This window comes from Hyphomonas sp., assembly GCF_022844445.1.
Lineage (GTDB): Bacteria > Pseudomonadota > Alphaproteobacteria > Caulobacterales > Hyphomonadaceae > Hyphomonas.
Window position 1 is genome coordinate 1 of the sequence record NZ_JALHLS010000008.1, and the last position, 18,573, is coordinate 18,573.

Here is an 18,573-nt window from a genome sequence, read left to right on the forward strand (position 1 = left end):
GTGCCGCGATGCCGCGCAGGGCCTGGATGGACTGGAGCTTCATTCCGTCAATTCCAGCCTCTGCAGCGACGCAACCCAAAATCCCATCCGGTGTAGCAATCGGGCAACGGTGTTGCCAGACTTTCGACACAGGTGGGCAGTAAACGTTGTTGCATGAATCCTGCAGCCCAGATCCAGACCATGTCCACCGAACCCCATCCTGCGGCCCCGCCGCCCGTCACCTACCCTCCGCCGATGGCCATCCGGTCTCTGCGCAAGGGCGTGAATGTGGCCTACCGCCAGGGCCTCGCCGTGACTGGCATGGGTCTGCTTGTGCTGTCGGGACCGGTGAGCATCGCGGCGCCCTTCCTGCCGGTTGGCCTGCCGATGGCGGTGGTCGGCGCCGTGCTGCTGGGCCGCAACGCGGTCTGGGCCCGCCGCTGGATGGAGAGCGTGCTGGCGCGTCATCCGCGCGTTGAGCGCCTGGCGCCGGATTGGTTGATGACGCAGGTCTTCGGCCGCAAGAAGCGCGCGTTCACGGACTGAGCGCGCGCGGCGTGCCGCTGAATCGGAATTGACGCCGTTTGCTCCCTTGCCAAGCACGAAGAACGCCGCACACATATCCGTTTGAGAGACATGCGGGGCTGCAATGCAATTCAGAAAACTCTGCCTGATCGCGGTGGCCGGGCTCGCGCTGACCGCCTGCGAGGCACCGGCCAGCCGGAAGGACAAGGACACGCCCGAATCCTTGGCGGCCAATCCGTTTCCGTCGACCTACAAGCCGTACCCGTCGCAAACGATGCTGATTGCCAATGCCACCGTCATCGACGGCAAGGGCGGGCTGATCGAGAACGGCGGGGTGCTGGTCGAGGGCGGCAAAATCAAGGCCGTCGGCAAGGACCTGACGGCGCCGGAAGGTGCTGTCACGATCGACGCCAAGGGCAAGTGGGTCACGCCCGGCATTATCGACAATCACAGCCACCTCGGCGCGTACCCTTCGCCGGGGGTCGACTCCCACGGTGACGGCAACGAGATTTCGGGGCCGGTGACCGCCGAGGTCTGGGTTGAGCATTCGATCTGGCCGCAGGATCCGGGTTTTGCCCGCGCGCTGGCCGGCGGCATCACCTCGCTGCAAATCCTTCCGGGAAGTGCGAACCTGTTCGGCGGCCGGGGCGTCACGCTTAAGAATGTGCCCGCGCGCACGGTGCAGGCGATGAAGTTTCCGGATGCGCCCTACACGCTGAAGATGGCGTGCGGCGAAAATCCGAAGCGCGTCTACGGATATGGCGGCGGCTCGACGCCGGGCGGCGCGCCTTACTCGCGCATGGGCAATGTTGCCGGATACCGCGATGCCTGGATCAAGGCGGCCGACTACAAGAAACAGATGGACAACGCCGCCAATGGCGGCGGCGAACCGCCGAAGCGCGACCTTGAACTGGAAACGCTGGCGGGCGTCCTGAACGGCGACATACTTGTCCATATGCACTGTTACCGCGCCGACGAGATGGCCCAGATCCTGGATATCTCTAACGAGTTCGGCTACAAGGTTACGGCCTTCCACCATGCGGTCGAGAGCTACAAGATCGCCGACAAGCTAGCCGAGTATGGCGCGTGTTCGTCGATGTGGGCGGACTGGTGGGGCTTCAAGATGGAAGCGTATGACGGCATCCCGGAAAACATCCCGCTCGTGCACAATGCCGGTGCCTGCGCCATCGTGCATTCGGACAGTGATATCGGCATCCAGCGGCTCAACCAGGAAGCTGCGAAGGCCTGGGCGGATGGTAAGCGTATCGGGATCGATGTGCCGATCGAGGTTGCCTGGCAGTGGCTGTCGCTGAACCCGGCCAAGTCCCTTGGCATTGATGACAAGACCGGCAGCCTCGAGCCGGGCAAGATGGCCGATGTGGTCATCTGGTCCGGCAACCCGTTCAGCAGCTATGCCAAGGCGGAAAAAGTCTTCATCGACGGTGCCCAGATGTTTGATCGCGACGACCCAGCCCTCCAGGCCGTCATGGATTTCGAACTTGGCCAACCCGGCGAAGGAGACCGCAAATGATCCGCCGCCTCATTCTCAGCTTCGCTGTGCTGAGCGCAGCTTCCGTTGCCGCCGCCCAGCCAGTGGCCGTCTATGGCAAGAACGTCTGGACGGGCACCGCGCAGGGCACGATCACCGATGGCGTCGTGGTCATCGACAACGGCCGCATCGTCGCAGTCGGCCCCGCGTCCACGCGCGTTCCGGCGGGCGCCACAGAAGTGCGCGCCGAATGGGTGACGCCCGGCCTGATCTCGGCGTTCTCACGCACCGGACTGTCGGAAGTCAGCGGTGTAGACGATACCAATGATGCCGGTGCCGGCAGCTCGGCGTTTTCGGCGGCGCTGGATGCCGCGGACGGGTTCAACCCCGATGCCACCCCCATTGCAGTGACCCGGCTGGCGGGTTTCACCCGCATCGCAGTTGCGCCGCAGGCCAGTTCCAAACTGTTTGGCGGCCAGGGATTTCTGGCAGAGACAAGCGGCTTGCCCGGCAGCGTCTTCCGCGAGCGCGCCTTCAGCTTCATCGTGCTCGGCGAATCCGGCGCAAACCTGTCGGGCGGCTCACGTCCGGCCGCCTGGGCGGCGCTGCGCGGCGCGTTCGATGACGTGCGCTTCTTTGGCGCGCGCTTCATGACCCATAGTGAAGGCAACGTCCTCACGCGGATGGACGCGCAGGCGTTGATGGCCGCCGTGAAAGGCGACCAGCTGATCGTGTTCCAGGCCAGCCGCGCCAGCGACCTTGAGGCCATCATGGACTTCAAGGAGCAGAACCCGTCGCTGCGGATTGCCATTGTTGGCGCAGACGAGGGCTGGCGGGTGGCGCGCCGTCTGGCAGCGCTGGAGATTCCGGTCATCGTCGACGCATTCTCGAATCTGCCGGCGAGTTTCTCTCAGCTGGCCTCGACCGCCGAGAACGCCAAGCGCCTGTCGGAAGCGGGCGTCACGGTCGCCATCGTGAACCTCGACAATGATAGCCATCTGGCGCGTCTTGCGACGCAGATTGCCGGAAATGCCGTGGCCAACGGCATGTCCTTCGACGCTGCGATGCGGTCGCTGACCACCGCACCGGCCGAGATCTTCGGCATGAGCGGCCTGGGCACTCTGGCACCGGGCGGACGCGCGGATGTCGTGGCCTGGGACGGCGATCCGCTGGAAGTCACCTCGGCGCCGCAGGCAGTCTATATCGACGGCGAATCCCAGCCGATGGAATCGCGCCAGACCAAGCTGAGAGACCGCTACCGCACGCTCGACGAAAGCCAGCGGCCGCTCGCCTTCCGCCGCTGACGCGGGATGCGGCCGGCCGGCACCGAACCGGAAGCTCAGGAAGCGCGTCTCGCGACGATGGTGCTTTCGGCCCTGTTCTGGAGCCTGCTTGCGTTCAACGCGCTGATCTTCCTTGGAAGTGAACTGGCGGGCCTCCACGAGACCTTCATGCCGGCCGCCACGGCGTTCTGGCTGCCCTGGTGGGACATGAACCATCCCCTCTCGGGGGTCTACATGGCGGTCATGCTTGGCCTTGGATCGCTGATCATGTGGCAGCACCTGCGGCTGAAACGCGTCGACAGGGCGGCGCTTGGTTTCGGCGAGGTCAACGCTCTGGCCCTGGGCGCAGTTGCGGCGGCGGTGGTCATCGACCTCTTCGCCTGGGAGCTCATCGCGCACCTCACGGTGTCGGTGGGTCCGGGCGAAGCGGCGCTCGGCGAGCGGGAAGACTATGCCTATGCGGTTTCGCTGGACCACATGCCGGGCGAAGTGCTGTGGACCATCGTTACGGCTCCGATCTTCGAGGAGATGGCCTTTCGCGGCCTGTTTCTCGGCTGTCTGCTGGCGCGGGGCTGGAACCCGTGGATCGCCATTGGCGTAACGGCGGCCGCCTTCGCTTCGATCCATGGCCAGTATTACCTCCCTGGCTTGCTGTCAGTGTTTGTAGGGGGATTGCTCTTCGGGGCGCTCCGGGTGCTCACGGGCGGGCTCGCGGCCCCGATCATGGCGCACATGACAATGAACGCCTGGGTGGTCTTCGATGAGTGGACGGCGTTGACCAGCGCCTGAACCGGTCGGTGCGGATTACGAAAATTTCAATCAGCCGCCGGCTCCGTCGCTGCAGCTTGTTCAACTCCCGTAAATACTTCGATCCCCAGTCTGGCCCCGTGTGCGGAAGGTCGTTTGCCTGTTCTTCCGCACAGGGCCGGTTTCGCCGCCGGCAATGTTGCCGCATAGCTGCCGCAATCGAAAGCAAAGTAACGGCGCCGGCCTAGGGGTAGAGTGATGTTGGTTGCCTTCCTGATTTCCCTCGCGATGGCGACCGGATCCGGCCCGATGCATGCCGCCCTTGAGGCGACCGAGGCGCCGGAAACCCTGCGCGCCGCCTTCACGGTGGAACTCGTCTCCAATTCTTCCCGCCAGACTTTTTTCTTCGATCCGCGCCTGCCGGCCGGTGCGCGCTGGGTCGCGGTCGAGCGCCAGGGCCATGATCCGGAGCTCGACCAGGTGGCGGCCAGCTGGGCCGCAGAATCGGCACCGGACGGGCGGCTTTTCCCGGATGACCTGCGCGAAAGTCTTGGCTCACAGGTGGAAGTGAACACCGATGGCGACGCCTGGCGCCTCAGCTTCAAGCATCACCCGAACTATAACGACACCGAGTTCGACGTCTGGGCTGCCGAGCGCCTGAAAGCGACGGCCTGGCTCGACCCAGTCGGAGAGCGGTTCCAGCGGATCGATTATTCGCTGCCCAGGCCCGTCAAGGGCCCGTCGGGCGGCAAGCTCACGCGCTATGAGCAGAGCTATGAGCTGAAGACAGAGCCACGCTGGGGCTTTTCCTACGTATCGGGCTTCACCATCGATCTGGAAGCGAAGGCCGCGTTCAAGCGGATCGAGCGCCGCTTCGAGGCGAAGGTGACGGACGTCTACTTCTTCTTTGCCAGTACGGACGCCGAGGCGCAGTATGATGCCCGGCGCGCTGCCGGGCTACAGATGGCCTCTGGACCGGGGTCGCCGTAGCGCTAGACTCGGCGCCATGACGATTCACATGGTGAAACTCTGCGTCGGCGCCGAGGATATCGACGACTTGGCCGACTGGCAGAAGCGCCAGATGCAGACACTGCCGCACCCTTTGCACCACACGCGGATGGCGCCGAAGCGGGCCGAGGAAATGCTGGACGGCGGCTCGATCTACTGGGTGATCAAGCGGGCGATCCGGGTGCGTCAGCGCATCATCGACATCCGCTCAGCCCCTGACGAAGACGGCAAGGCCATGTGCGAACTGGTGTTCGACCCCGAACTGGTGCGCACCTACGCCCAACCAAAACGCCCGTTCCAGGGGTGGCGCTACCTGAAGCCGGGCGAGGCGCCGCGCGACTTGAAGTCCGGCGAGGCTGCGGTGGACCTGCCGCCGAGCCTGGACGCGGCCCTCAAGGACGCGGGTGTCTGGTAGCGGCGGGTTTCGCGTGCCGGGATTGTCCGGTTGACCCGATCTTCCCTGTTCTTACGCCTTACAAAGTGTGAGGGGGACATCGACATGAAAACCTTGGTTTATGGGCTGCTGGCCGCATCCTTGTGCAGCTGCGCGACGCCCCGGGCGACCGCGCCGATCACGCGTGACACCATGGCCTATTCCGCAGAGGTTGCCCGGGCGCAGCAGGAACAGCTGCTGTTGAACATCGTGCGGCTGCGCTACAATGACCCCGTCAGCTTTGTGGAAATCGAGCGGATGACGACCGAGGACAATCGGTCGCTCGGCCTCGGACTTGCCTCGGCGATCGGACTGGATGACGGCCCGTTCAACGAGGTTCTGGGCGGGGACGCGGCGGTGAGCCGGTCAGAGACGCCCACGGCGATCTACAATGTGCTGCGCGGTTCGGCCTATGCGCAGCAGCTGCTGCAGCCGGTCTCGCCGGAATCGATCTTCCTGCTCAGCCAGTCCGGCTGGAGCGTCGAACGGCTGCTGCTGTGCTGTGTGGCTCGCATCGGTGATCTCGACAATGCCCGCTCCGCCGCTGGCCCGACGCCGGAAATGCTCCCGGACAACACGAACTTCCGCGAACTGGCACGCCTTATGCGGCGCCTGCAGCTGTCCGGCGATCTGCTGGTACAGGTGTTCAATGACAAGGACGGCGTGCCGCCCCGGGTGGTTGTGACATGGCATGCGGGCGGCGAGGATGGCGAGGCGCTGGCGGCGATGTTCAAGGCGCACGACGTGGCGGCCGCGTTCATACAGGAAGCGGATCTGTACTCGGCGGAACTCGCGACCCGCAGCGAGCGCAAGGGCGACGCGCCCCTCAGGGGCCGCAGCATCCTCGGCATGCTGGCAGCCCTCTCGCACACGGTCGATGTGCCGCCGGAACATGCAGGGCTTGTGATGCAGACCAGCGGAGGAACGCCGGGCGTGCCGCGCACGGCCTGCTCGGCCGGCCAGCCCTGGAGCGACGTGATCGGCGACTACTTCACCGTGAACTGGTCCCGCCAGAAGCCCGAACGTGCCTCGGTGGCCATTCCCTACCGGGGTGTCTGGTTCTACGTGGATGACAGCTGCCGCCATTCAAAGTCGACCCTCGACCTGATCGGCCATCTCTATGCCCTCCAGGCCGGCCTGAACGGAGCCGGGGCGCGCGATACGCTGTTGCTGATCGGCGGCTGACTGCGCCCGCAGGGCATTGAAAAAGGGCGCGGGCTGGTGGAAACAGTCCGCGTCCATCGCCGCTTCCTGAAAGGTCCCGCGCATGCCCCAGTTCGACATGATCCTCCTCACGCCGCAGCAGGCCGAAGGCGCCAACATAGTCGAGCACAGGGCCGGTGCGCCCGTGCATGAGGGCGGCGGAGACGAGACCTATCGCTGCGGCGGCTGCAAGACCAAGCTGCTGGTCAACGTCCATCACCACGATGCCCACGGCGTGATCATCAAGTGCGGCAAGTGCGGAAAGATCAACACAGAGCCGCATCACCATCACCATTGAACGCCGCGAGGCCCGGCTGATCAATCGACAGCGCCCAACTTGGCCGCTAAGGCGGGCCCATGGCTGATTTCCTTTCCCAGTACGGCGCGTTGATCCTGTGGTTGGCCCTGGCCGGGCTGTTCGCGGGTCTGGTCGCCGGATTGTTCGGTATCGGCGGCGGCGTGGTGATCGTGCCGACGCTGTTCTTCCTGTTGTCGCAGATGGGCTATTCGGAGACTGCGATGCATGTCGCCGTATCGACGTCGCTGGCCACGATCGTCGTTACCTCCATCCAGAGCGCGCTGGCACACAACCGGCATGGCGCAGTGGACTGGCAGATCATCCGGACCTGGGCGCCGTGGATCATGGTGGGCTCGATCTGCGGCATCCTGGTGGCGGGTTACATGTCCAAACAGGTCATGCTCGCCGTGTTCGGTACGATCCTCGTGCTGTTCGCCGCGCAGTTCTATTTCGGGCGACCCAGTTGGAAACTGGCGGAACAGATGCCGGGGGGCGCCGCGCGCGCAGGACTTGGCGGGTTTGCCGGGGCAATCTCCGCCATCATGGGCATCGGCGGCGGCACGATCGGCGTGACGCTGATGACCGTCTGCGGCATGACCATCCACCGCGCTGTCGGCACGGCATCGGGCTGGGGCATCGCTGTGGGACTGCCTGGGGCGATTGCGGCCATCATTGTCGGCTGGGGCCGCGGCGGCCTGCCGCCGCTGTCGGCGGGTTTCGTCAACCTGCCGGCCTTTGTCCTGATCGCGTTGGCCACCATGGTCATGGCGCCCATCGGCGCGTCACTCGCGCACCGTTTGAATGCTGAGCGGCTGCGCAAGTTGTTCGGCGTATTGCTGGCCATCGTCGCAGTACGGATGATCTGGCAGGCGATCAGCGCCTGACGCTCAGCCGCGCCAGAAACGCGGCGCCAGCACCGCGAAGACCACCATAAACTCGAGCCGGCCGAGCAGCATCGTGACCGTACAGACCCATGTCGCAAAATCGTTCAGTGATCCGAAGTTGGTGGAGGGACCAACGACAGGGCCGAGACCCGGGCCGACATTCGAAATGCAGGCAGCTGCTGCCGAGATGGCCGAGAGCGTATCGAGGCCGCTAAAGGAGAGCAGCGCTGCCGACATCATGAAGGTGACGAGGAAGAGGAACAGGAAGACCATCACGGACTGAAGCGTGTCTTCGTCGACGATGCGGCCGCCGTACCGGATAGGCGCCTTGCGGTGCGGCTGGACCATGCGCTGCGACCAGGCCATCAGCGCCTTGGCGGTGATCTCGAGCCGGAACATCTTGATGCCGCCCGCGGCTGATCCGGCGCAGCCGCCGAGGAAGGTTGCAAACAGCATCAGCGCCGCAACCCCCGGGCCCCAGGTGTCATAGGGCTTGGTCGCAAAGCCTGTCCCGGTGATCACGGACACGACGCTGAACAGGGCGTGTGTGGCTTCTTCCCAGCGGACGGCCCAACTGGCCGAGGGCAGATGATACTCCCTGTACAGAATGACGCAAAGCGCGATGACCGCGGTCAGGGCAATAAAAAGGCGCGGTTGCGGGTCGCGCAGCAAGGGGCCCACCTGTCCCTTGAGGAACAGGAGCGCAAACAGGCTGAAAGGCATTGCGGCAGTCGACATGAAGACGATGGCCACATAGATCGCGGGTGTGCCGTTGAATTGCGCGAAGGATGCGTCGTAGGTCGAGAAGCCGCCGGCTGAAAGGGTCGACATGGCATGATTGATCGCATCGAACCAGTTCATGCCCGACAAGCCGTAAAGCAGCGCGCAGATCATTGAGAGGCCGACATAGGCGAAGCCGATATACGCCGCGATGTCGGACACTTTCGGCAGGAATTTCCCGGTGCGGTCGGAACTCTCGAGATTGAACAGCTGCATGCCGCCGACGCGCAGCTGGGGCAAGATCGCCACCGCCGTCACGATAATCCCGACGCCGCCGATCCAGTGCAGGATCGAGCGCCAGAGCAACAGGCCGCGCGGCATGTTTTCGAGACCGGAGAACACGGTCGCGCCCGTCGTCGTCATGCCGGAGACGCTTTCGAAGATCGAGTCGGTGATCGAGTAACCCGAGACAAGGAAAGGGAGCGCGCCGACCAGGTTGATGACAACCCAGATGCTCACCGTCAGCAGGAAAGCCTCGCGTTGGCCGATCTGCATCGTGCCGCCGCGCGCCATCACCCAGAACAGGCTGCCGACCAGGGTGGAGATGGTGGCGGAGGCCGGGAAGACGAAGGCCATCCCGTTGCCGTCGGCGATGTCGATCAGCGCACACGGAATCATCGCTGCCGTGACCAGCAGCATCATGATACCCAGCGCGTAGATGACCGACCGCAGTTGCATTCGCAGGCAGCTTAGGCCGGAAACCCTGCAAAGGTGTCAATGCTGCACAACCGGGGGGCGGTGTCCGCCGGTTGACCCATGGGCAGGGCGGGGGGTAGAGCGGCGCCAGATCGTTTCATTTGCAACCCTTTTTCCTGAGTCGCGCCGATGTTTGACCACCCCTCGTTTGACGGCCACGAAGGCGTGCACGCCTTTCACGATGCCGCCACCGGCCTGAAATGCGTGATTGCGGTGCATTCCACGGCGCTCGGGCCAGCCGCGGGGGGCTGCCGGATGTGGAACTACACGACCGGCGACGCGCTGCTGACCGACGTGCTGCGCCTGTCGCAGGGCATGAGCTACAAGAATGCAATGGCCGGGATCCCGCTGGGCGGCGGCAAGGCTGTGATCTGGGGCGACCCGAAATCCGCCAAGTCGCCGGATCTGTTCCGCGCGTTTGGCCGCGCCGTCGAAAGCCTGCAGGGACGCTACTATACGGCAGAGGATGTCGGCGTGGACGTCTCCGACATGGCGGTCGTGCGCCAGCAGACACGGTTCGTGGCGGGGCTCGATGAAGGCGCAGCGGCAAGCGGCGATCCCTCGCCGGTGACCGCCAAGGGCGTCTTTCTGGGTATCCGCGAAGTGGCGCGGCGCCAGTTCGGCACGGACGACCTCAACGGCCGTACGATTGCCGTGCAGGGTGTTGGCTCGGTTGGCGGCTATACCTGCGATCATCTCGCGGCGGCGGGCGCGAAGCTCATCATCACGGACATTGACCACGAAGCGCTCGCGGCCGTCTCGAAGCGGACCGGCGCAACTATTGTGGCACCTAATGACATCTATGATGTCGAGGCCGACATTTTCTCCCCGAATGCGCTCGGCGCCATCATCAACGAGAAAACGCTCGTCCGGCTCAAGGTGAAGGGCATTGCAGGCGGCGCCAATAACCAGCTGGTCGTGCCCGAAATGGGCGAGTTCCTGAGGCGGAAAGGCATTCTCTATGCGCCGGACTATGTGATTAACGGCGGCGGAATCATCAACGTGGCTGCCGAGATCTCCGGCACGTATTCGCGCGAATGGGTGGAGGGGACGCTCTCCCGCCTGATCGAAACGCTTGGCGAAGTGCTGGATGAAGCGTTGCAAAGCAATCAGCCTACGAACTATGTGGCGGACCGTATTGCCCGCGCCCGTATAGCCGCAGCGCGTCCGGCTAGGTAGATCTCCTTAGTCCGGCTTCTGCCGCGCAATGGTAGAAACCAGGCAACGGCTCAAGAAGGGCTGAAGGAGGTCTGCCATGTCGATTGTCGCCGTGCTCCAGGGATCATCCGAAACTGATACCCTGACCACTCTGTCCGCGCTGGCCATGGCGCGCCACCTGAATGTGCCGCTGATCGGTCTGTGCGCCCTGCCGGACCCGCAATCGGCGCTGATGGTGGTCTCCACGCCCGAGTCTGCGGGCCTGTCTGCAGCGGCGGTGACGAGCATCATTGAAATGCAGAAAGACCTGCTTGCGGCCGCAAAAGGCGCGTTCCGGGATGTGACGGGCGCGGGCGCGCACGGCATAGACTGCAATTTCGTGCATCAGGTCGGCACTGCAGAAGCCGCTGCAGCCAGCGCAGCAACGCTCGCGGACGCCATCGTGTTTCCTCGCGGCGCTGCCAGGAATGCGGAACCGCTATCCCTGGCGTTTGATCATGTGATGATGGATGCACGCCTGCCGGTCGTGCTGGCGGGAAACAAGCCGTTCGCGCCCGGCCCTGTCGTTATCGGATGGGACGGATCGAATGGCGCCTCGCGCGCCGTACGGTTCCATCTGCCGCTGATCACGGCCTTCGGCGAAGTGATCATCGCGCAGAACAGCAAGGATGCCGAGCGTGATGGCGCCCGGCCCAGCTCGGCGCCAGGATCGCTTGCCGACTGGCTCAAGCGGCGCGGCACGAAGGCGCGCACCGAAAGCCTTGAAGGTGAAGTGGCAAGCGCTTTGCTCGCGCTCGCCTCCGGCACCGGCGCCACAATGCTTGTCGCAGGCGCCTATGGCCACTCCCGTATCGGCGAGCGCCTGTTCGGCGGCACCAGCCGCAGGCTGTTGCACGCCGAAGACGCGCCCGCTCTCGCCCTTTCCCGCTAGATCATCCGGAGACGGAACATGTCACTTCGCCGCATAACCCTACAGCTTGCCCGGAATCCCGGCCTCCCCGCCGGTGACCCCGAACAGGGCTACCTGATCATCGCGCCTATCGGCGAGGAAGGCCAGCTTGACGTTGATGCCTGGCGTGCCAACCGCAAGGCCTGCCGCGTCTACCGCTTCCATCCGGATCCGGCTGAAGCCGCCGATGGCTGGCTGACCCACCGGGGGCAGAACTGGTTCTTCCACTATGATGAAGAGTCAGAAGGCGATGACGAAGCCGCCTTCCGCTTCGGTGCGCACCTGTTCCGCGAAGGCGAATACATCACCATCCGCCACGCTGATGGAAACGCCCAGACCTACAAGGTCACGGACATCGCGCCGGTTTAATCCGCAAGCGGATTAACATTGCACCGACAGCGCCGATCAGCGCTGCGAGCTAATTCCAGGGATTGAATCGCCGCGGATTAGCGGGCTCATGCGCTGGCGCCGGGCTGTCTGTGGGCAGGTCCAGCGGATCAGTTCTCGGGGTCGCCGGCGGATAGGCTTCCGATGCAGACAGGGTGTCCATCTCGTCCGGCGTGATGTCCGGCAGGTCAAGCGTGCCGTCGATGACGATGCGCTTCGGGGCCTCTTCTGCCGCCTGCGGCGCCGGATCGGGCGCGCTGGTGGAGGGATGCGACGGTGTTCCCGCGCGCTGGGCCGCACCAAGACCAAACCCGAAGGGAATGGACGACAGCGAGATCGGCTGGGCGAGCGTCGGCACGGTTGGCGCATGCCCGGACGCCGGTTCCGGCTGGGCCTCGGGCGCAGGTTCCGGGGCGGCTTCCACAGCCTGAATTTCTTCCACCGGCTGGGGTTGGGGCTCCGGCGCAGCTACGGGTTCCGGTTCTGGCGCGGCGGCTTGCGGTACCGGCTCAGGCGCGGACACGGGCTCCGGTTCCGTCGCCGTCTGGGTGAAGGCGCCAAAGGTGCCGAATGAGCCGGGCTCCTGCGTCAGCGGAAGGACTTCGACGGATGGTGCAGGCGCTTCCGCGGCCGCTTCAAATACTGGCTCGGGTTCTGCAACGGGCTCCGGCTCGGGTGGCAGTGCCGCAATCACAGGCTCCGGATCCGGCTGCGGGGCAGGTTCGGGCGCGGCCGGCACCACTTCTGCGGCCGCCGCCTCGGGCGGAGCAGCGTTGATCTGGTCGGCGAGCGTGGCGACAGCAGCGGTGATCGCTGTCTCACTCTCGATGGCCGTCGTCTCGTCCGTGGTCGCGTCCGGCGCGTCGATCAGCACCACTCCCGGCGCGGCGGCGGCGGGAGCAGCTGCCGCATCGGGTTCGACCGAGTCGAGCCCTGCAAGCAGGGTGCGGATCGCCTTTTCCGTGCCGCGCGCATGACGGGAGGCTTCGCGGTAAAGCTCGGCCACGAACTTCGCGTAAGGGCGGCCGTGCGTGTCCGTCTCGTCGGCAAACTCTTCCGGGCGGCAGGTTTCGATCTCGCGTCCCAGTGCGTCGGTCAACAGCACAGTATGCGGCTCCGATGTAATCACCACGCGGTAGCCTTCGGTATCGTGCACCACCGACGCACTTTCACCCTCGGTCCAGGTCACGCGTTGCTTGCGCGTCATTTCGCTCAGCTTGTCGATGAGGCGCTTGGTGGAGGGATGCAGCATCGCGGCGTGCTTTCCTTGTTGGGCCAAGAATGACTTCAGCGTCAGGTTAGCCCGCCCCGCTGCAATATTCAAACCATTGAAACGCATTCCTGCGCACCGGCGGCCCGTCTGCTGGCCAACGGCAGGTCACGGACCGGCTGACAGCGGTACATAGGCGATCTGGTCCAGCACGGGGTCATCCCCTGTGGCGGGAAAGTCCAATCTGAGCGTTCCGCCGGGAAGGGGAAGTTCGCAGCTGAAGTCTGCACAGCTGATGCCCGGACGTTCCAGCAGCGCGCTGTAGGACGTCACGCCGATCCGGAGTTCCAGTCCTCCGGAAGAAGGCGGAAGGACCGCGCTGACCGAGCCGACGAAACCCCGTGTCCAGTCTGGTGACACGACAAACAGCGTGTCGGTGCTGCCCGGCGCTCGTACATGGAAAACTGGCTCGCCCCCGTTTGGCGAAGACACGACTTCAAATCCCTCGAAGGCGCGCTCGACGGCGGGCAGGGTAAACGGCACCTGCCCGTCGAGGCCGCTGATCCCGTCAGACCCGAAGGTGAGCGAAGCTTCAGCGCCTGGCTGCGCTGCGGGCGGTTCCGGCTGCGTGCAGCCGGCGGTGAACAGGAGCGCGGCGAGGATCAGGGGCGTTCTCAAAGGGTCACTCCGCGCCGGAAGGCTCCGAGGCGGGCAGGTCGCGCACCGCCTTGCGGGTCTCCGCCACATTCTTGATGTAGGTCTTCACGGGCTGGTCCTTGTCGACCGACAGGTCGGTCTGGAAGCTGCGCACAATGCCGTCCGGCGACACGAGCAGGTAAGAGGGCGTCCAGTTGATCTTCAGCGTTTCCCGGACGCTGCCCTCGGTGTCGAGCACGACGGGCAATGTGTAGCCGGCAGATTCGAAATAGGCCTCGAGCGAGCCGAAATTGCCAAACGGCTTGTCCCGGTACTCGCTGCCGGGCGCCGCGGGGACGTGGATGGAGATGAAATCGAGATCGGGATCCTGCTCGACTGCACGGTTCAGCGCGGCGGTGTAGGGACCATCGGTGCGTGAGTCGCCGCACCAGGCACCCCAGACGGCAATCACTGTCCATTGGTTGAGGGCGGCCGAATCGAATGTGCCGCCACCTGCCCTGGGCGCCGTGAAAGAGGGGAGTTTCTGACCGGTCAGCGCATACTCCGTTGGGCGGCTTTCGCCCTCCGGCGCAGCTACTGGCGCGGCTGCCGGTTCATGCGCCGCGACGATCGCTGTTGCGGCCTCCGGCGTTTCGGCGGCGTTGCTGCAGGCGGCCGTCAGGGCGAGGGCAGTCAGGGCGGCAAACAGGTGTTTCATCGCAGGGGGGCTCCGGGGATCATACCACCGTGTTACATGTTCCTGCGGCATGTTGAAGGCACGCCCTTGCCGCGCAAAAGAAAAGGGCGGCCTCGCAGGCCGCCCTTTCCCTCAATCGCGAACGCGAAATTCGATCAGTTGTAGATCTCGAACAGGCCGGCTGCGCCCATGCCGCCGCCGATGCACATGGTGACCACGCCCCACTTCGCCTTGCGACGCTGGCCTTCAAGCAGGATCGAGCCGGTGCAGCGTGCCCCGGTCATGCCGAACGGGTGGCCGATCGAGATCGAGCCGCCGTTGACGTTGTACTTCGCCGGGTCGATGCCGAGACGGTCACGCGAGTAGAGGCACTGCGACGCGAAGGCTTCGTTCAGTTCCCACAGGTCGATGTCGTCCACTTTCAGGCCATGACGCTCAAGCAGGCGCGGCACGGCGAAGACCGGGCCGATACCCATTTCGTCCGGGTCGCAACCGGCAACGTTGAAACCGGCGAAGCGTCCGAGCGGCTTCAGGCCGCGCTTGGCAGCTTCCTTGGCTTCCATGACCAGCACGGCGGCGGCGCCGTCCGACAGCTGCGAGGCGTTGCCGGCAGTGACGTACTTGCCCTGCTTGACGACCATGCCGCCCCCGAACACCGGCGGAAGGCCGGCAAGGCTTTCATAGGTCGTTCCCGGACGGTTGCAGTCGTCCTTGTCGGCGACGACGTCCTGGAAGGTTTCTTCCTTGGTTTCCTTGTTGACCAGCTTCATGCGGGTTTTCAGCGGCACGATTTCCTGTGCCATATAGCCCTTCTGCTGGAACTCGGCCGTGCGGCGCTGGCTCTCGGCAGAATACTGGTCCTGATATTCGCGGCTGACATTGTAGCGCTCGGCGACAATCTCGGCGGTCTCGATCATTGTCATCCAGATGGCCGGCCAGGTTTTGGCCAGTTCCGGTTCGAAATACTTGTAGCGGTTGGTCTGGCCCGAGCCCTGGACGAGGCTGATGCTTTCCACGCCGCCGCCGACGGTGACGGCAGCGCCTTCGTGGATCACGGTGTGGGCGGCGTTGGCGATGGCCTGCAGGCCCGAAGAGCAGAAGCGGTTGATCGTGGCGCCCGAAACGCTGGAGGGGCAACCGGCGGCAAGGGCTGCGTTGCGTGCAACGTTGTGTCCGGTAGCGCCTTCCGGCGCGGCGCAGCCGAGGAACACGTCTTCAACGGCAGCGGCTTCGACGCCGGCGCGCTCGAGCGCGCCCTTGATGGCGTGACCGGCCATGGTGATGCCATGGGTGTCATTCAGGGCGCCGCGGCCCGCTTTTGTAAGGGCAGTACGGGCAGTAGAGACGATAACGGCTTCGCGCATGGCTTCCTCCGGTTTGTGTTGGCGTGTTGTTGCGGCGCACCGTAACGATTGCCTCCGGCGAGCGCCAGACTTCCCTTAACGTCAAGGGAGGCTTTAGGGACAAAAAAAGCCCGCCCGATTCTCTCCGGGCGGGCTCTCGATCGGCGTTTCTTCCCCGTCAGGCGGTGATCTTCGCCTTCGGTGCGGCGGCCTTTACGGCGTCGTCCACATAGGCTTCGAACTTCTTGAAGTTCTCGACGAACATTTCAGCGAGCTTGGCGGCCTGCACATCGTAGGCAGCCGGGTCAGCCCAGGTCGAACGCGGGTCGAGAATCTTCGAATCGACGCCCGGCACAGCAGCCGGAACCATGAAGCCGAAAGTCTCGTCCTTGCGGAATTGGACCGAGTTCAGCGAACCGTCGAGCGCCGCGTTGAGCAGGGCACGGGTTGCCTTTATCGGCATCCGGTTTCCCTGGCCGTACGGGCCGCCCGTCCAGCCTGTGGAGACCAGCCAGCAGTCGACATCATACTTGGCGATGAGACGGCGCAGGAGATTTCCGTACTCGGACGGATGACGCGGCATGAACGGACCGCCGAAACAGGTCGAGAACGTGGCCGAAGGCTCCGTCACGCCTTTCTCGGTCCCGGCGACGCGCGCCGTGTAGCCCGAGAGGAAGTGGTACATCGCCTGCGCCGGCGTCAGCTTTGCGATTGGCGGCATGATGCCGTAGGCGTCCGCCGTCAGCATGATAAGGTTTTTCGGCTGGCCGCAACGGCCAGTGAGCGACGCGTTCGGTATGGCTTCGATCGGATAGGCGCCGCGCGAGTTCTCGGCGAGCGCAGCAGAGTCGAGATCGAGTTCGCGGGTGGTGGGATCCATCACCACGTTCTCGAGCACCGTGCCCCACTGTTTCGTGGTCGCGTAGATTTCCGGCTCGGCTTCGGCCGACAGCTTGATCATCTTTGCGTAGCAGCCGCCTTCAAAATTGAAGAGGCCGTTCTCGGACCAGCCATGCTCGTCATCGCCGATCAGCGTGCGCGCAGCATCGGCCGACAGCGTCGTCTTGCCGGTGCCCGACAGGCCGAAGAAGATGGCCGCATCGTCCTTGTCCGACGTATTGACCGAGCAGTGCATCGGCATCACGCCCTGATCCGGGAGCAGATAATTGAGGATCGTAAAGACCGACTTCTTGGTCTCGCCGGCATAGGATGTGCCGCCGATCAGGATGACGCGCTTCGAGAAGTTGACGGCGATGACCGTCTCGGATCGCGTGCCATGCCTGGCCGGGTCGGCGCGGAAGCTCGGGCAGTTGATAATGGTGAATTCGGTGCGGAAGGATTTCGCTTCATCCGCCGTCGGAAGACGCAGCAGGTGGCGAATGAAAAGAGAGTGCCAGGCAAACTCGGTGATCACAGTCACCGGCACGCGGTAGTCAAGATCAGCGCCGCCGAACAGGTCCTGCGCATAGACATCCTGATTGGCCAGGTGCGCCTTGAAGTCTGCCCACAGAGCATCGAAATGCGCGGGCGACATCGGGGCATTGTTGTCCCACCAGACCGTGTTCTCGGTAAGCGCGTCGCGCACGGTGAACTTGTCTTTCGCCGAACGTCCGGTGTGCTGCCCGGTTTCGACCACCAGTGCACCGCCCTTGGCAACGCGCGCTTCGCCGGCGGCGACAGCGGTCTCGTAAAGCCGGGCTTCATTCCAGTTCTTGCGCACCGACTTCGGACGCATGCCCAACTCGGCAAGGATTGCTACTGTGTCGCTCATAATCACCCTCATAACTCGCGATAATTTCAGGCCGCCCCCGGCCTCATCACTATGCGCTCATTAGCGCCTGACAGGCGATTTTTGCAACATCCGTGCCGCTCCGGAGGTGCTTCCTGCACAGTTTACTTGCACAGAAGAAGCCGCCACTTAAGCTTGTCTAACGTTGTCAAATATTCGCGCTTCTATTTTTCACGGCTTTGTGTCCCGGTTACGGACATATAGCTCACCGCGGCCATCGTCAGGGGCGCGGGAAGCGCGTCGAGTTTGAACCAGCCCCAGCCGCCATGCTTTTCGGGCTCTACAATCCGAGGCTCACCGGACACGATCCGCGCGTTGTAAACCGGTGCCACCCAGTGCCGGCCGTCACCGCGCTCGATGGTTTCGGCAATGCAGGCGAGGCCGAGGATCTCGATTTCGATCCCGAGTTCTTCGGCAATTTCACGCCGCGCTGTATCCCTGGCCGCCTCGCCGAAGTCGATCTTGCCGCCAGGCAGGCCCCAGGCGCCGGCTTCGGGCTCGCGTAGCCGTTGGATCAGCAGCAGCCGGCCCTGGCGGTCCAGGATGGCGGCGCCGCAGCCGGCTTCAGGTTTGCGGGCATCATCCATGCGTTTGGCCTCTGCAGCGGGTCAGGCGGTCAGATAACAAAAAAGGCCGCCAGGGCGATACCCTGGCGGCCTGAGGAGAGGCATGGAGAGAGTCTAAAACTACTTCTTGGCGGCCGTGTTGCACTCAGCCAGTTGCTCAGCGGTGAGCTCGGAGTTCGTGTTGCGCAGGGCCGTCAGTTCGCCGACTTCTTTCGCAATCTTCTTGCAGATGCGAACGGTCGGGGCCTTGCGGTCGAGTTCTGCGGAGCAGGTGGTGCCTTCGCAGGACCACACGACGCTTTCGGCGACGATGCGTTTGGTCGAAACCGGGTTGGCGGTCTCGAAGGTGTAGGAGTTGCTGGCGAAAGCCGGGGCGGCGAGGACCGCAAAAGCTGCGGCGGCGAGGACGGAACGGAGCATGGGAGGGTGCCTTGTCGTTCGGGGTTGAAACTGCATTCGGTGATCAGGCTTGCGCCTAGAGCTATGACTAAAGAACGCTGAATAATTGGTCAA

General features: G+C 64.3%; 20 protein-coding genes. 12 read left to right on the plus strand and 8 right to left on the minus strand.

Going from position 1 to position 18,573, the window contains the following annotated elements; translation table 11 throughout:
• Window positions 1–180 precede the first annotated feature (180 nt).
• The 9 genes from Q0C17_RS10355 (at window position 181) to Q0C17_RS10395 (ending at window position 7,849) form a co-directional block, all read left to right on the plus strand.
• Window positions 181–525 (plus strand): hypothetical protein, encoded by a 345-nt coding sequence (locus Q0C17_RS10355; RefSeq protein ID WP_291205461.1) that lies wholly within the window; start codon window positions 181–183, stop codon window positions 523–525.
• Window positions 526–628: 103 nt separating this feature from the next.
• A complete protein-coding gene (locus Q0C17_RS10360; RefSeq protein ID WP_291205464.1) occupies window positions 629–2,035 on the plus strand; it encodes an amidohydrolase in 1,407 nt (468 codons plus the stop codon).
• Window positions 2,032–3,297 (plus strand): amidohydrolase family protein, encoded by a 1,266-nt coding sequence (locus Q0C17_RS10365; RefSeq protein ID WP_291205467.1) that lies wholly within the window; start codon window positions 2,032–2,034, stop codon window positions 3,295–3,297. The genes Q0C17_RS10360 and Q0C17_RS10365 overlap by 4 nt, the downstream gene beginning before the upstream one ends.
• Before the next feature lie 6 nt (window positions 3,298–3,303).
• Window positions 3,304–4,065, plus strand: a complete 762-nt coding sequence (locus tag Q0C17_RS10370) for a CPBP family intramembrane glutamic endopeptidase (protein ID WP_291205470.1) — start codon at window positions 3,304–3,306, stop codon at window positions 4,063–4,065.
• A gap of 216 nt (window positions 4,066–4,281) precedes the next feature.
• Window positions 4,282–5,013 carry a hypothetical protein gene (locus Q0C17_RS10375; RefSeq protein ID WP_291205473.1) on the plus strand — a complete coding sequence of 244 codons (732 nt, stop codon included), beginning with the start codon at window positions 4,282–4,284 and terminating at the stop codon, window positions 5,011–5,013.
• A 16-nt stretch (window positions 5,014–5,029) separates the two neighbouring features.
• The gene (locus Q0C17_RS10380) at window positions 5,030–5,446 is read left to right on the plus strand and encodes a DUF1489 domain-containing protein (protein WP_291205476.1); all 417 of its coding nucleotides are present in this window, start codon (window positions 5,030–5,032) and stop codon (window positions 5,444–5,446) included.
• An 84-nt stretch (window positions 5,447–5,530) separates the two neighbouring features.
• Window positions 5,531–6,649, plus strand: a complete 1,119-nt coding sequence (locus Q0C17_RS10385; RefSeq protein WP_291205479.1) for a hypothetical protein — start codon at window positions 5,531–5,533, stop codon at window positions 6,647–6,649.
• Window positions 6,650–6,731: 82 nt separating this feature from the next.
• On the plus strand, window positions 6,732–6,965 hold the full coding sequence (locus Q0C17_RS10390; RefSeq protein ID WP_291205482.1) for a hypothetical protein: 234 nt from the start codon (window positions 6,732–6,734) through the stop codon (window positions 6,963–6,965).
• Window positions 6,966–7,024: 59 nt separating this feature from the next.
• Window positions 7,025–7,849, plus strand: a complete 825-nt coding sequence (locus Q0C17_RS10395) for a sulfite exporter TauE/SafE family protein (RefSeq protein WP_291205485.1) — start codon at window positions 7,025–7,027, stop codon at window positions 7,847–7,849.
• A gap of 3 nt (window positions 7,850–7,852) precedes the next feature.
• Here the strand turns inward: Q0C17_RS10395 and Q0C17_RS10400 are convergent, their stop codons facing one another.
• The gene (locus tag Q0C17_RS10400) at window positions 7,853–9,307 is read right to left on the minus strand and encodes a TrkH family potassium uptake protein (protein ID WP_291205488.1); all 1,455 of its coding nucleotides are present in this window, start codon (window positions 9,305–9,307) and stop codon (window positions 7,853–7,855) included.
• Window positions 9,308–9,454: 147 nt separating this feature from the next.
• On the opposite strand from Q0C17_RS10400, the gene Q0C17_RS10405 reads away from it, so the two are divergent.
• The 3 genes from Q0C17_RS10405 (at window position 9,455) to Q0C17_RS10415 (ending at window position 11,801) form a co-directional block, all read left to right on the plus strand.
• A complete protein-coding gene (locus tag Q0C17_RS10405) occupies window positions 9,455–10,504 on the plus strand; it encodes a Glu/Leu/Phe/Val dehydrogenase dimerization domain-containing protein (protein ID WP_291205491.1) in 1,050 nt (349 codons plus the stop codon).
• A 76-nt stretch (window positions 10,505–10,580) separates the two neighbouring features.
• On the plus strand, window positions 10,581–11,414 hold the full coding sequence (locus Q0C17_RS10410; protein WP_291205494.1) for a universal stress protein: 834 nt from the start codon (window positions 10,581–10,583) through the stop codon (window positions 11,412–11,414).
• 18 nt (window positions 11,415–11,432) lie between these two features.
• Window positions 11,433–11,801: a hypothetical protein gene (locus Q0C17_RS10415; protein ID WP_291205497.1), complete on the plus strand. Its 369-nt coding sequence runs from the start codon at window positions 11,433–11,435 to the stop codon at window positions 11,799–11,801.
• A gap of 49 nt (window positions 11,802–11,850) precedes the next feature.
• Here the strand turns inward: Q0C17_RS10415 and Q0C17_RS10420 are convergent, their stop codons facing one another.
• The 7 genes from Q0C17_RS10420 to Q0C17_RS10450 all read right to left on the minus strand — a co-directional run bounded on the left by Q0C17_RS10420 (window position 11,851) and on the right by Q0C17_RS10450 (window position 18,480).
• Complete coding sequence (locus Q0C17_RS10420; RefSeq protein WP_291205500.1) at window positions 11,851–13,071, minus strand: hypothetical protein; 1,221 nt, start codon at window positions 13,069–13,071, stop codon at window positions 11,851–11,853.
• A gap of 126 nt (window positions 13,072–13,197) precedes the next feature.
• A complete protein-coding gene (locus Q0C17_RS10425) occupies window positions 13,198–13,707 on the minus strand; it encodes a hypothetical protein (RefSeq protein ID WP_291205504.1) in 510 nt (169 codons plus the stop codon).
• A gap of 4 nt (window positions 13,708–13,711) precedes the next feature.
• Entirely contained in the window at window positions 13,712–14,383 is a 672-nt protein-coding gene (locus tag Q0C17_RS10430) for a TlpA disulfide reductase family protein (protein WP_291205507.1), read from the minus strand.
• Between the two features lie 134 nt (window positions 14,384–14,517).
• Window positions 14,518–15,726, minus strand: coding sequence for an acetyl-CoA C-acyltransferase (locus Q0C17_RS10435; protein WP_291205510.1), 1,209 nt, complete (start codon window positions 15,724–15,726; stop codon window positions 14,518–14,520).
• Between the two features lie 157 nt (window positions 15,727–15,883).
• Entirely contained in the window at window positions 15,884–17,476 is a 1,593-nt protein-coding gene (locus Q0C17_RS10440; protein WP_291205513.1) for a phosphoenolpyruvate carboxykinase, read from the minus strand.
• 182 nt (window positions 17,477–17,658) lie between these two features.
• Entirely contained in the window at window positions 17,659–18,081 is a 423-nt protein-coding gene (locus Q0C17_RS10445; protein ID WP_291205516.1) for an NUDIX domain-containing protein, read from the minus strand.
• Between the two features lie 99 nt (window positions 18,082–18,180).
• A complete protein-coding gene (locus tag Q0C17_RS10450) occupies window positions 18,181–18,480 on the minus strand; it encodes a hypothetical protein (protein ID WP_291205519.1) in 300 nt (99 codons plus the stop codon).
• Window positions 18,481–18,573: the final 93 nt, after the last annotated feature.

Coding starts and splice junctions, on each gene's coding strand:
- Q0C17_RS10355 (WP_291205461.1), top strand. CDS start 181: ATGTCCACCGAACCCCATCCTGCGGCCCCGCCGCCCGTCACCTACCCT.
- Q0C17_RS10360 (WP_291205464.1), top strand. CDS start 629: ATGCAATTCAGAAAACTCTGCCTGATCGCGGTGGCCGGGCTCGCGCTG.
- Q0C17_RS10365 (WP_291205467.1), top strand. CDS start 2,032: ATGATCCGCCGCCTCATTCTCAGCTTCGCTGTGCTGAGCGCAGCTTCC.
- Q0C17_RS10370 (WP_291205470.1), top strand. CDS start 3,304: ATGCGGCCGGCCGGCACCGAACCGGAAGCTCAGGAAGCGCGTCTCGCG.
- Q0C17_RS10375 (WP_291205473.1), top strand. CDS start 4,282: ATGTTGGTTGCCTTCCTGATTTCCCTCGCGATGGCGACCGGATCCGGC.
- Q0C17_RS10380 (WP_291205476.1), top strand. CDS start 5,030: ATGACGATTCACATGGTGAAACTCTGCGTCGGCGCCGAGGATATCGAC.
- Q0C17_RS10385 (WP_291205479.1), top strand. CDS start 5,531: ATGAAAACCTTGGTTTATGGGCTGCTGGCCGCATCCTTGTGCAGCTGC.
- Q0C17_RS10390 (WP_291205482.1), top strand. CDS start 6,732: ATGCCCCAGTTCGACATGATCCTCCTCACGCCGCAGCAGGCCGAAGGC.
- Q0C17_RS10395 (WP_291205485.1), top strand. CDS start 7,025: ATGGCTGATTTCCTTTCCCAGTACGGCGCGTTGATCCTGTGGTTGGCC.
- Q0C17_RS10400 (WP_291205488.1), bottom strand. CDS start 9,307: ATGCAACTGCGGTCGGTCATCTACGCGCTGGGTATCATGATGCTGCTG.
- Q0C17_RS10405 (WP_291205491.1), top strand. CDS start 9,455: ATGTTTGACCACCCCTCGTTTGACGGCCACGAAGGCGTGCACGCCTTT.
- Q0C17_RS10410 (WP_291205494.1), top strand. CDS start 10,581: ATGTCGATTGTCGCCGTGCTCCAGGGATCATCCGAAACTGATACCCTG.
- Q0C17_RS10415 (WP_291205497.1), top strand. CDS start 11,433: ATGTCACTTCGCCGCATAACCCTACAGCTTGCCCGGAATCCCGGCCTC.
- Q0C17_RS10420 (WP_291205500.1), bottom strand. CDS start 13,071: ATGCTGCATCCCTCCACCAAGCGCCTCATCGACAAGCTGAGCGAAATG.
- Q0C17_RS10430 (WP_291205507.1), bottom strand. CDS start 14,383: ATGAAACACCTGTTTGCCGCCCTGACTGCCCTCGCCCTGACGGCCGCC.
- Q0C17_RS10435 (WP_291205510.1), bottom strand. CDS start 15,726: ATGCGCGAAGCCGTTATCGTCTCTACTGCCCGTACTGCCCTTACAAAA.
- Q0C17_RS10440 (WP_291205513.1), bottom strand. CDS start 17,476: ATGAGCGACACAGTAGCAATCCTTGCCGAGTTGGGCATGCGTCCGAAG.
- Q0C17_RS10445 (WP_291205516.1), bottom strand. CDS start 18,081: ATGGATGATGCCCGCAAACCTGAAGCCGGCTGCGGCGCCGCCATCCTG.
- Q0C17_RS10450 (WP_291205519.1), bottom strand. CDS start 18,480: ATGCTCCGTTCCGTCCTCGCCGCCGCAGCTTTTGCGGTCCTCGCCGCC.